Below are 12,796 nucleotides of genomic sequence, written 5' to 3'. Positions count from 1 at the left end.
ATAAAAAATTATTCAACGATTTTTGAGACAAGAAAAAAGTTCTCTTCTGTAACAGGCGCATTTGCTATGATATCTGCTACTTTATCTCCATCTGTGATACTATCTTCACGCATTCGTAAAGCCATTGGCATCACTGAGGTTAATGGTTCAACACGACTGACATCGACTTCATTCAATTGTTCTACAAAACCTAAAATGACATTGAGTTCTTTTGTCATACGTTTTGCTTCATCATCATGGACAGCAATACGTGCTAAATGTGCTATCCGCTTGACGGTTTCTTGATCAACAGACATATTATGCCTTTCTGCTTTTTTATTTTGATATTCATTTATCGGCTATACAAGTCCGCGTTTGCAAGCGCAAGAATATTGATAACGAAAGTAAAGAATATAACTATGAACCTGAAACACGAAAAGACCTAAATTATAAATCCCATGACCATTATTAACATAAATGAAGTTATTACACATCTCTTACCTAGGCAAACAATAGCAGGTTTAGATTTGGGCACAAAAACTGTCGGAATTGCGGTTTCTGATACGGGGCTAACTTTTTCTAATCCGCGTCCTGTACTTCAACGAAAAAAATTTACGCTAGATGCTCACACGCTTATACAAATCTTTGACCGTGAAAACGTCGGAGCTGTTATCATTGGCTTACCTCTTAACATGAATGGTAGCAGCGGTCCTCGTGTTCAAGCAACCAGAACTTTTGTGAGCAATATGGAAGCATATACAGAAATTCCATTTGTTTTTTGGGACGAACGTTTATCGACAATTGCTGCAGAACGTTTTCTTCTAGAAATGGATGTATCACGCGCCAAAAGAGCAACCCGTATTGATTCTGCTGCAGCTGCTTTCATATTACAAGGTGCTCTTAATAGAATTCAAAGCCTTTATCATATAGAAGGATAAAGAACATTTAACAAATGTCCCGCATTATATCGTGCAATGAGCATTCCATAAGAAGATCTCCATTGTCCTCCAAGGCGGCTTTCCATATAAGCATTTGCAACATGCTCTATGTCAGTAGAACGTAACGCTGCAGCTGCAGCTGCATAGGCTACTTGTTCAACAAAAAATCTTCCTGCTCCCTCGTTTGCCGATACCATCTCTACAGCGGACTTAATAATTTCAATTGCTCGTGGTCCTGCTGGACCAATATCTAGGGCAATTTTCTCTAACAGTTTTTGGAACAATCCTGGTGCTTTTTCAGCAATGAGAATTGCATCCTTTACCAATTGATTAGCAGAACTATTTCTCACAATCCGTGCAGGGCTATTACAGAACATTTGTGATAATGGATTACCCTCTACAAAGCTTTCAATGCCAAGCTGTGCAATAATTTCACCAATAATAGGAATGACCAATTGGCTTACGTGATAAGAAATAATAGGCGTCATGATTCGTGCGAAAGCTGCCTCAGAACGATCATTTGCAGCGTTATCAAATGCTCGTGCTAGACGTAAAACCAATGCTTGTGCAGCTGCAATATCTAGTGCAATATCTGCAAAAATACGTTCTGTTAGTGGTGGTAAGGGCTGATGTGGCATTTTTTGCCGAAAAAAATCTATGCCAAATTGAAGTGCTGCCCGCAGGACACCTGCCGATACAACGGAGTAATCAAAACGCATCATTGTTTCGATATCCTTAATGACTTTAATTCCCTCTCCAATATTTCCCAAAAGCCAGCCATAACTACCTTGAAAACTGACAACCCCCTCTGGCGTTAAAGATTCTCCAGAACGCTGCATCAAATGATGAACTGATATGATACCATTTAATGCACCATTTTCTTGTATACGGGGAACAAAAAAGCAGCTTAAATGACCATCTAACTCTGCACTTACAAGATATCCATCTGCTATAGGATTAATAACATTGGTTTTTACAACATTCAAACGATACAGATCACGTCCCATTTTTTCATCAAAAGAAATTTTCCTAACACTTGGAAAATTGAAAGAATATTTTTCGCGTTGTTCAACATCATCAAAAGCAAAAGTAAGTGAAGCAGCTTTTTTACTATTAACCGGCTTGGACAATAAATCATATTGACGTGATAAAAGTACATTTTGCCATTTTTTGAAGAGCTCAACATCACTAATTAAGACTGCGATAGCAGCACTTGTTATAATAACTTCATTCAAATGTCCTGTTTCTAAACTAGCAGATAAAGCCAAGCGGATAGCACGCGCTTGATAGCGTACCCCATTTTCTGAAGGAGTATTTTCCCAAAGCGATGTGGCAAGACCAGCTTGTCTAGAATATTGTTGAAGAGCTTGATAAGAGGAATGTATCTCTAATTTTTCTGTTGGCCGCCCCCATTCATCATTATAGCGCAATACCGGACGATAACGATTCGCTAGAGAGGAATACTCCCATGCTTCACGACTCGCTACAAAATCTCCTATTTCTTCAAAACTTGTTAATAAAAACTTAGGCAAGGTAGAAGCAATACGAAACATAAGCGTATCACTGAGAAACGCATTTTTTCGGCGAACATTTTGCGCAGACACAGTACTCATAGGCACATTCCTATTATTCAAATCATTCATATCATAGACTATTTGTCGTTTTGCAGTTAAAAAAACATTTATTATATTCAAACAAATGCTTGTCTAATCTGTTTAGAGAGAGATAGAAAAGAATGCTATGACTCAAAACACTTTTTTTCCCCTTTTCCCCCACCAACATCTTTTAGGCATTAAAGGATTGAGTGTACAAGACCTTACCACATTGCTTGATCGTGCTGATGCATATGCTATCCTTTCTCAAAAAATTGATAAAACAAAATCTCTGTTATTTGGGCGTACTCAAATTAATCTCTTCTTTGAAGCCTCCACGCGAACACAATCTTCTTTCGAATTAGCCGGAAAACGGTTAGGAGCAGATGTGATGAGTATAGCCATTGGCAATTCATCTATAAAAAAAGGGGAAACATTGATTGACACCGCTACAACTCTTAATGCGATGAAACCAGATATACTCGTTATTCGCCATAGTAGCGCCGGAGCAGCAGCTTTGTTAGCACAAAAAATGGATTGTTGTGTTATTAATGCAGGTGATGGTGCCCATGAACATCCAACACAAGCATTATTAGATGCTTTGACCATAAAAAAAACAAAAGGCCGTATTGAAGGATTAGCCATTGCAATTTGTGGAGATATTTTGCACTCACGTGTTGCGCGTTCTAACATCCTTAGTCTCAATGCTTTGGGAGCTCGGGTTCGTGTTGTCGCTCCTTCAACACTCTTACCCGCAGGAATCGCCGATATGAGCGTTGAGGTTTTTAATACAATGAAAGAAGGTCTTAAAGGTGCGGATGTCATTATGATGCTACGTCTACAACATGAACGTATGACAGGATCCTTTATTCCCTCCATTCGTGAATATTTTCATTATTTTGGCTTACATAGAGAAAATTTAGCTTATGCTAAAAGTGATTGCATTATTCTGCATCCTGGTCCAATAAACCGTGGTGTAGAGATCGCATCTGACATAGCAGATGGACCACAAAGTATGATTCATAAACAAGTAGAAATGGGAATCGCTGTGCGTATGGCTGTCATGGAGGCTTTATTGGATTCACGTCTTAAAGCAAGTGGAGACAAAATATGACAAAGCCAAGTGTCTTTCAAAATGCCCGTATTATTGATCCTTCACGCGCAATTGATGAAGTTGGCACAGTTATTGTTGAAAATGGACTAATTACAGCTGCTGGAAAAGAAGTCTTGAATCAAGGAATTCCCGATGGGGCAGAGGTTATTAACGCACAAAATAAAGCAATTCTTCCTGGACTTGTTGATGCTCGCGTTTTTGTTGGAGAACTAGGAAATGAACGCTGTGAAACAATTGCATCAGCAAGTCAATCAGCAGCAGCAGGTGGTATTACCTCCTTCCTTATGATGCCGGACACGCACCCAGTTATTGATAATATAGCTCTTGTTGAATTCATTACGCGTACAACACAAAAAATGTCATCGGTCAATATTTACTCCGTTGCTGCGATCACACAAGGTTTCAACGGACAAGAATTAACCGAATTTGGTTTGCTCAAAGAAGCAGGAGTCGTTGCTTTTAGTGAAGGAAAAAAAACACTTCAAAGTTCATCTGTTATGCGGAGTGCAATGACTTACGCACGCGACTTTGACGTTCCATTAATACATGAAACGCAAGATAAGGACCTTACAGGAAAAGGTGTTATGAATGAAGGTCTATTAGCGAGTTGGCTTGGACTTTCTGGAATACCTAACGAAGCAGAAGTCATCCCGCTCGAAAGAGATTTGCGTTTAGCCGCATTGACACAAACGCGCTATCATGCTGCACAAATATCGACAAAACTATCTGCTGACGCACTTCGTTTAGGAAAGCAACGAAGTGAGAAGATTTCAGCCGGCGTATCTATTAATCACTTGTCTCTTAATGAAAATGACATTGGCGAATATTGTACCTCTTTCCGTCTTATGCCCCCGCTGCGTACCGAAGAAGATCGTATAGCAATGATTGAAGCAATAAAGGATGGAACAGTAGATATTATCGTCTCTTCCCATGATCCTCAGAGTATTGACAAAAAACGTTTACCATTTGATGACGCAGCCGCAGGCGCCATTGGTATGGAGACTTTATTGAGTGCCGCTTTACGCCTTTATCATGATGAAACCATATCCCTTCTACGATTAGCTGAACTTTTATCAACGACACCTGCAAAACTCTTTGGCCTTAATGCAGGAACACTCAAAAAAGGGGCATATGCAGACCTTATTTTGGTTGACCTTGAAGAACCATGGGTCGTTTCTACAGAGAGACTGTATTCACGTTCAAAAAATACACCTTTTGAGAAGGCACGTTTCCAAGGACGTGTTATCCAAACCTTTGTTAAAGGACAATCAATTTTTAAACTTAATCAATAAACTTAATGAGATTTTTAATGAATGAAGGTGAGGCACTTTTACAGTTCACTACATGGTTTATTTTTCTAATGTCCTATGTCATTGGTTCTATTCCGTTCGGTTTGCTTTTTACGCGATTAGCCAAACTTAGCGATGTGAGAACAATTGGTTCCGGAAATATTGGAGCTACAAATGTTCTACGAACAGGAAATAAGAAAGTTGCTGCTCTCACGCTTCTTTGCGATATCCTGAAAGGAACTGTTATTATTCTTGTTATAAAATTTTTAAGTGCCCCAACAGAAAACAGTATCATTGTTTCTCTAGCTGGTTTTTTTGCCTTTTTAGGACATCTTTTTCCTATATGGTTGAAATTTAAAGGTGGCAAAGGCGTTGCTACCTATCTTGGTGTGTGTTTAGGGGTATACTGGCCAGCAGCAATTGTTTTCATTGTTGTGTGGATGGCGATTTTTCTACTCACACGCTATTCTTCATTATCCGCACTCGTTGCTGTTGTTATAACTGCGATATTTGTTTTTTACTTTTCCGATTCTTATTTCTATTTTATGCTGATTGTGATGAGCATATTTGTGTATATAAAGCATTATGCAAATATCGGTAGATTATTAGTTGGGAAAGAAAGCAAGATTGGTACTTAAAACGGGGATGAATAAGGGAATCCTGCTTACTGACCGTCAACGTCTCAGCTGGTTACGGTTGTTGCGTAGCGAAAATATTGGAGCAGTAAGTTTTCGCAATCTCATTGATCATTATAAAACGGCAGAAAATGCTTTAGAAGCGCTTCCTAAGCTTAGTAAAAAGGGTGGTCTTTCTACACCTATTCGAATCACAACGATAGAAGATGCAGAGAAAGAAATGCAAGAAGCTGAAAGGTTAGGTATTCGGTTTGTTGGTATAGGAGAACCAGATTATCCAGCTTTTCTTAAAGTAATAGAAGCATCACCACCGCTTATTGCTATAAAAGGCAATATTTTGGCTTTTCACAAACCTTCTGTTGGAATTGTGGGATCTCGAAATGCTTCAGCAGCCGGCAAAAAGCTTACTGCTCAATTTGCGCATTTTCTTGGGGAAGCTGGATTTACAACAATTTCTGGATTAGCACGTGGCATCGATAGCATTGCACATCAAGCAAGTCTGTTAACAGGTACAATTGCAGTAATGGCTGGTGGAATTGATCACATTTATCCTCCTGAAAATAAAAAATTGCATGAAGATATTATCGCTAACGGTGGAGCAATCATCAGTGAAATGCCCATTGCGTGGAAAGCTCGTGCTATCGACTTTCCGAGAAGAAACCGTATTATTGCTGGACTATCACTTGGACTCTTGGTTGTAGAAGCTGCTCTACGATCAGGATCTTTAATTACCGCACGCCAAGCTGCTGAAATGGGACGATTGACTTTTGCCATTCCTGGCTCTCCACTTGATCCAAGATCCGTTGGCACAAATAATCTCATCAAGGAAGGCGCCCTGCTCACCACCCATCCTTCTGACATCATAGAAACGCTTACACCATTAGCCTCAACGTCCACAAACTCTCAACTCAATTTTTTTGAAGAATCAGCCTCTTTGCAACTCGAAAAAAAGGGAAATTTTAGCCCACCTGATGAAAAAAACAATAACCTCTCTTCAGTTGGAAATGACACAGAACGTGCAGCTGTACTCTCTGCTCTTTCAACAACTCCAATTGACTTAGACACACTCAGCACGCATTCAGGTGTTTCACTTCCAAACCTCTACCTCTTGTTAGTGGAACTCGAGCTTGCTGGAAAACTTATTCGACACTCTGGTGGTTATGTGTCATTGTCGCGTTTGGATCTTCTCCAAGAGCCTCAGCACTATTAATAATACTTTGCCCTTCTTTGGCAACCATATCCAAAAGTAATGCTAAAAGTGGACTACGCGCCTGACGTGCCATCTGATTCATTTGTTTTGACATATCTGTAATATATTGGATAACTTTTAAATGATTTATAAACATAATCCTCTATCCTTGAGCATTTCTCCTCCTACCTCTCAATAGACGTCATCTTAGTATTTCGCCGTATGTTTTTGTATTAACAGTGGAAAATAAATCGTGTAATTCTATATAGGGTATATTTTAACAATAACAATCATAAGTTGTACAATATTAATGTTTTTTATATGACTAATATTTTTATGTGCTCTTAACCAATTGCCATTAGCTATTCGCATGAAAGGAGTCTATAAAGAAAATTTTTATTTCAACATTCGGGTAAAATTATGAATATCGTTATCGTTGAATCTCCAGCAAAAGCAAAAACAATTAATAAATATCTTGGGTCTCAATATAAAGTAGTGGCATCATTCGGACATGTTCGTGACTTACCTGCTAAAGACGGTTCTGTTCTACCAGATCAAGATTTTTCTATGAAATGGGATATAGATTCTGCCTCCGCTAAACGTTTGAATGAAATAGCAAAAGCAGTCAAAAAAGCCGATAGCCTCATTTTGGCAACAGACCCTGATCGTGAAGGGGAAGCTATTTCTTGGCACATTCTGGATATTCTTCGCCAAAAAAAAGTTTTAAAAGATAAACCTGTAAAACGGGTTGTGTTTAATGCCATCACCAAAAAATCTGTGCTTGATGCTATGAGCAATCCACGTGATATTGATACATCACTTGTAGATGCCTACCTTGCACGTCGTGCTCTTGATTATCTTGTAGGTTTTACACTCTCACCTGTTTTATGGCGTAAGCTTCCCGGTGCACGTTCGGCTGGTCGTGTTCAATCCGTTGCTTTACGTATTATTTGTGATCGTGAATCAGAAATAGAACATTTTATCAAAGAAGATTATTGGTCCATTACAACAGACTTAAAAACTATCCGAAATGATAGTTTTCAAGCAAGGTTAACAATGTTTAATCAAAAAAAGATTGGCAAACTTGACATTCAATCTCAAGAGCAAGCAGATCAAATTCGCCTTATGTTGGAGGAAGCAAAATATTGTACACTTAGTGTTGAAGCAAAACCCACAAAGAGAAATCCTTCTCCTCCGTTTACAACATCCACTTTACAGCAAGCGGCTTCTTCAAAACTAGGGCTTTCAGCCTCTCGCACCATGCAAATTGCGCAAAAACTTTATGAAGGTGTTGAAATTAATGGTGAAATGGCTGGACTTATTACCTATATGCGTACTGATGGTGTGCAAATAGCACAAGAAGCTATTGATTCAGCACGAAAAGTCATTCATGAATCTTTTGGCAGTGACTATCTTCCTGAAAACCCACGTTTTTATTCAACAAAAGCAAAAAATGCACAGGAAGCACATGAAGCTATACGCCCTACAGATTTTCAACGCATTCCCAATAAAGTACGCAATTTTCTCGATAGTGATCAGGCAAAGCTTTATGAACTGATATGGAAGCGTGCTATTGCCAGCCAAATGCGTTCTGCTGAAATTGAGCGCACAACTGTTGAAATTGAAGCACAACAAGGAGAAAACTGTGCAAATCTACGCGCAACAGGTTCTGTTATTCGTTTTGATGGCTTTATTTCTGTCTACACTGATCAACGAGAGGAAGAAAATAGTGAAGAAAATGAAGCAACACGTTTGCCACAAATAAATACTGGTGAAACGCTTACAAAAGAAAAAGTTGAATCTGTACAACATACTACAGAACCACCTCCCCGTTATTCTGAAGCCTCCTTAATCAAAAAGCTGGAAGAGCTAGGAATTGGACGTCCTTCAACCTATGCATCTACACTGTCCACACTTTGTGATCGTGGATATATTGTAATTGATAAACGAAAGCTTATTCCTGATACTAAAGGCCGTATTGTTACAGCCTTTCTTGAAAATTTCTTTAATCGCTATGTAGAATATGGTTTCACAGCTGACCTTGAAGAAAAACTGGATCTTATATCGGATGGAAAACTTTCTTGGAAAGATGTAATGCGTGATTTTTGGGATGGATTTAACGCGTCTATTACCAATATCAAAGAACTACGTATAACTGATGTCCTTGACGTTTTAAACGTAACATTAGCGCCTCTCGCTTTTCCTGTACGTGAAGATGGAAGTGATATTCGTTCTTGTCCTCTTTGTCCAAACGGCCAGTTGTCCTTAAAACTTGGGCGTTATGGTGCATTTGTTGGCTGTTCTAATTACCCGGAATGCAAATACACACACCAACTTGGAACAGATACAGGAGAAGAGAATGAAGCCATGCGTAATGATGAACCTGTTATACTTGGCATCGACCCTACAACAGAAAAAGAGATCTCTCTTCGCAATGGTCGTTTCGGCCCCTATATTCAACTTGGTGAAAACAAAGACGTGAAACGTGCAGGACTACCAAAAGAATGGCAAACAGAAAATATAACTCTTGATAAAGCCTTGTCCTTACTATCACTCCCCCGTAAAATTGGAACACATCCTGAAACAGGCAAAATAATTACAGCCACAATTGGACGCTATGGTCCCTACCTTAGTCATGATGGCAAATCAGCTCCCCTTCTTTATGCAGATGAAGTTTTTGATATTGGCATCAATCGCGCTGTTACAGTGCTTGCTGAAAAACAAAAAAATAAAAAAACGCGAAACGGAACAGCATCCGCAACTCTTGCAACATTAGGAGATCACCCCGATGGAGGAACTGTGACTATACGCGATGGGCGTTATGGTCCGTATGTTAATTGGGGTAAAATTAATGCAACATTGCCCAAAAATAAAGAACCGATTAGTGTAACACTTTCAGAAGCATTAGAACTTATATCGGCGAAAGTATCTAGAAAAAAAATAACTGGTAAAGCTTCTAGTAAAAAAGTAACCATCAAAAGAGCTCCTTCCAAAAGAAAAGAGACATAAATTTTGGCTAAAGGCGAAAAAAAAACAAAATATTTCCAATCGATCAATATGGAGCAGCTGCCTAACAGGTCAGAAATTCTTTCCTTTATTCATGAGAATCCTGACCGATCAAGTAAACGTGAAATTACTAAAGCATTTAAGTTAAAAGGTGCTTCTCGTATCTGGTTAAAAAATATATTGCATGAGCTAAAGAATCAAAACCTCATACCAAAACAGCGTAAAAAGGAAATAAACAAAGCAAATTTACCGCCAGTTGCTTTAGTCAAAATTAGTGGACGCGATGAAGATGGCAGTTTTATTGCACAACCTCTTGAGTGGGAAGATGACCCAAAACCCAATATTGAAATACGCCCTTTTCATCGCATAAAAGGAGTAAATGTTGGTGTTGGAGATCATATTCTTGTAAAAATTTTTCGAAATAAAGAACCCCAGAATATCTCTTATACAGGACGCATTATTCGTAAAATTGATATATCTCCAAAGAGCACATTTGGTGTGGTACGAAAATTAAACACTGACCAATGGCGTCTGGAACCCATAGATCGCAAAACAAACGAACTCATTCTTGATACCTCCGAAACATCTTCAAAAATGAAAATAGAATCTGGAGATCTTGTTGAAGTTGAAATTAAAAAAAATATTGGTTATGGACTGAAAAGCGCGCAAATAAAGAATGTTTTAGGGCATATTGAGAGTGAAAAAACACTGTCAATGATTGCTCTTCTTTCAAAAGGAATTCCTTATATTTTTCCTGAGGATGTTCTTGAGCAAGTAAAAAATATCAAACCTGCCAGCATAGAAAATCGCGAAGATTGGCGACAATTACCTCTGGTTACAATTGATCCACCGGATGCAAAAGATCATGATGATGCCGTTTATGCAGTGAAAGATAAAGATCCTGCAAATAGCGGAGGTTGGATTATTATCGTCGCAATTGCAGATGTTTCTTACTATATCAAAACGGGAACTGCGTTAGATAAAGAAGCATTAAAACGGGGAAATTCTGTTTATTTTCCTGATCTGGTTGTGCCAATGTTGCCAGAGCGCATTTCCAATAACTTATGTTCTCTACGTGAAGGAAAAGAGAGGCCGGCTTTAGCTGTTCGCATGATTTTTGATGCAAATGGTAAAAAACGAAAACATAGTTTTCATCGTATTATGGTACGTGTAGTAGCTAAACTCTCTTATCAAGAAATGCAACAAGCCATTGAAGGAAATATAAATGAAAAAAATGCTCCTTTTATCAAGAGTATCTTGCAGCCTTTATGGCAAGCCTATGGGTGTCTCAAAATCGCACGGAACCGTCGACAACCACTGGAATTAGAAATAATAGAAAAAAAGATTATTCTTGATCAAAATGGATGCATCAAAGATGTTGTAAATGAACCACATCTAGAAGCACACCGTTTGATTGAAGAATTTATGATACAAGCGAATATTGCAGCTTCTGAAACATTAAAAGAACATCATCAACCCTTTATCTATCGTATCCATGACAAACCCTCTCTTGCAAAACAAGAAGTTCTACGAACTTTTCTTCAAAGTCTTGGGATAGCACTCTCTCGAAGTTCAGAGCTTACATCAGCACGCTTTAATAGCATTTTAGCAAAAGTTATGAATAGCCAGCAACAAGAATTGATCAATCAGGTTATTTTACGCGCACAATCTCAAGCAGAATATAATCCTAAAAATATTGGCCATTTTGGTTTAAACTTACGCAACTACACACATTTTACGTCACCGATTCGTCGTTATGCTGATCTTATTATTCATAGAGCACTCATCAAAGCCCTAAAACTAGGACATGACCAACTAACCGAAACAGAAGAACAAAATCTTGCAGAAATCGCTACACAAATTTCTTTGTATGAGCGCCGTGCAATGACGGCTGAAAGAGAAACCATTGATCGACTTGTCGCCCACTATTTAACAAACAAAATTGGCCGGACTTTTACAGGTCGTATTTCCGGAGTGACAAAAGCAGGTCTCTTTATCTCTCTTGACAAACTCAATACAGATGGTTTCGTACATATTTCTACACTTAAAAATGATTATTATTATTTCGATGATGTCCAACATATTCTTGTAGGAAAGCATAGTCATAAAGGCTATCAATTGAGTGATATAGTAGAGGTAAAGCTTATAACAGTACAGCCTTTTGCTGGTGCTTTATGCTTTGAGCTGTTAACAGAACCTCGTCCAATGTCTTTTTCATCTACGTCCTACCATAAAAGAAAATTTATAACAAAAAAACGAAAGCATGCTTTTTATGAAAGCAAAAAAATATTAACTAAACATAAGAAATAATAATTATTAATATTTTATAATGAAATTAAAATTTATCTCTATATCATTAAATAAAATATAAATAAAAACTAATAAGTTGTCTGAAATTTAATTTGTATATATTATTTATTTATAAAATAACCATCGTTTATTATATATTATTATGTGTTTTATTTATTATAAAATAAATAATTAAATTATTATAAATAGTTATATTTTATTCAATGGTACTGTAAGTTTAATTTATACAAATATTGCAATAATTTTTACTAATAAAATCATCTTATAGCTATGTATTTCCTAAACAATATTGATTATAATTACCACAAAGCATTTTAGCTTTTAAAGTTCTATTTTTCTAACTAATACGAATTTTGTTCATTTTAAGGTTTATATTACTTTTTATCATAACAGTTATGTTTACCTATTAGAGTTTTAGAACAACAATTGTGCACCACTTTAAAAATGTGGTTTGATACTTTTTATTTGTGTTATCATATGAGGGTGAAGGTTTGCGATACATTCCACACTGCTAGTAAAAATGAAATCACAAGGGTTTATACCTTTTGCCACGAACTGTATTCTTATTGTAGTTACTGCTATACCAATCTTGGGATTTGAAAATTAAGTCTAGAATTTAAAGATAACTGATATATGCTATTTTTTCATGTTCCAAGCTCAATATTGTCCGTATTTGTTTAACGGTGCTGCGCATTAACCCCTACATTGTTCTTTAGTTTATCCATTGTATATAATGAAAATGAG

Annotated in this window: 10 protein-coding genes; 7 read left to right on the top strand and 3 right to left on the bottom strand. The window is 37.5% G+C overall.

Annotation, left to right across the window (positions count from 1 at the left end; genetic code table 11):
* Positions 1-8 precede the first annotated feature (8 nt).
* Positions 9-296 carry an Asp-tRNA(Asn)/Glu-tRNA(Gln) amidotransferase subunit GatC gene (gatC, locus tag MCO_RS06230; RefSeq protein WP_007553296.1) on the bottom strand — a complete coding sequence of 96 codons (288 nt, stop codon included), beginning with the start codon at positions 294-296 and terminating at the stop codon, positions 9-11.
* A 141-nt stretch (positions 297-437) separates the two neighbouring features.
* Between gatC and ruvX the strand changes: the two genes are divergently transcribed.
* Positions 438-917, top strand: a complete 480-nt coding sequence (gene ruvX, locus MCO_RS06225) for a Holliday junction resolvase RuvX (RefSeq protein ID WP_007553295.1) — start codon at positions 438-440, stop codon at positions 915-917.
* On the opposite strand, the gene MCO_RS06220 is transcribed toward ruvX, so the two are convergent.
* Positions 902-2,530: an acyl-CoA dehydrogenase family protein gene (locus MCO_RS06220; protein WP_007553294.1), complete on the bottom strand. Its 1,629-nt coding sequence runs from the start codon at positions 2,528-2,530 to the stop codon at positions 902-904. The genes ruvX and MCO_RS06220 overlap by 16 nt on opposite strands.
* 127 nt (positions 2,531-2,657) lie before the next feature.
* Between MCO_RS06220 and MCO_RS06215 the strand changes: the two genes are divergently transcribed.
* The 4 genes from MCO_RS06215 to dprA are packed head-to-tail and all read left to right on the top strand — an operon-like array spanning position 2,658 to position 6,757.
* Positions 2,658-3,623, top strand: coding sequence for an aspartate carbamoyltransferase catalytic subunit (locus MCO_RS06215; protein WP_007553293.1), 966 nt, complete (start codon positions 2,658-2,660; stop codon positions 3,621-3,623).
* Complete coding sequence (locus MCO_RS06210; protein ID WP_007553292.1) at positions 3,620-4,915, top strand: dihydroorotase; 1,296 nt, start codon at positions 3,620-3,622, stop codon at positions 4,913-4,915. The genes MCO_RS06215 and MCO_RS06210 overlap by 4 nt, the downstream gene beginning before the upstream one ends.
* 17 nt (positions 4,916-4,932) lie before the next feature.
* Positions 4,933-5,550, top strand: a complete 618-nt coding sequence (gene plsY, locus MCO_RS06205; protein WP_007553291.1) for a glycerol-3-phosphate 1-O-acyltransferase PlsY — start codon at positions 4,933-4,935, stop codon at positions 5,548-5,550.
* A 7-nt stretch (positions 5,551-5,557) separates the two neighbouring features.
* Positions 5,558-6,757: a DNA-processing protein DprA gene (gene dprA, locus MCO_RS06200; RefSeq protein ID WP_040299003.1), complete on the top strand. Its 1,200-nt coding sequence runs from the start codon at positions 5,558-5,560 to the stop codon at positions 6,755-6,757.
* Here dprA and MCO_RS10200 read toward each other — a convergent pair.
* A complete protein-coding gene (locus MCO_RS10200) occupies positions 6,687-6,893 on the bottom strand; it encodes a hypothetical protein (RefSeq protein ID WP_007553289.1) in 207 nt (68 codons plus the stop codon). The two genes, dprA and MCO_RS10200, sit on opposite strands and share 71 nt — an antisense overlap.
* A 263-nt stretch (positions 6,894-7,156) precedes the next feature.
* On the opposite strand from MCO_RS10200, the gene topA reads away from it, so the two are divergent.
* Complete coding sequence (gene topA, locus MCO_RS06195) at positions 7,157-9,745, top strand: type I DNA topoisomerase (RefSeq protein ID WP_007553288.1); 2,589 nt, start codon at positions 7,157-7,159, stop codon at positions 9,743-9,745.
* Positions 9,746-9,748: 3 nt separating this feature from the next.
* Positions 9,749-12,052, top strand: a complete 2,304-nt coding sequence (rnr, locus tag MCO_RS06190; protein ID WP_040298979.1) for a ribonuclease R — start codon at positions 9,749-9,751, stop codon at positions 12,050-12,052.
* Positions 12,053-12,796 lie beyond the last annotated feature (744 nt).

It is taken from the genome of Bartonella sp. DB5-6, assembly GCF_000278115.1.
In the GTDB taxonomy this organism is placed as follows: Bacteria; Pseudomonadota; Alphaproteobacteria; order Rhizobiales; family Rhizobiaceae; genus Bartonella; species Bartonella refiksaydamii.
Note: the sequence above shows the minus strand (reverse complement) of the source record. Positions and strands in the feature narration are given on the sequence as shown.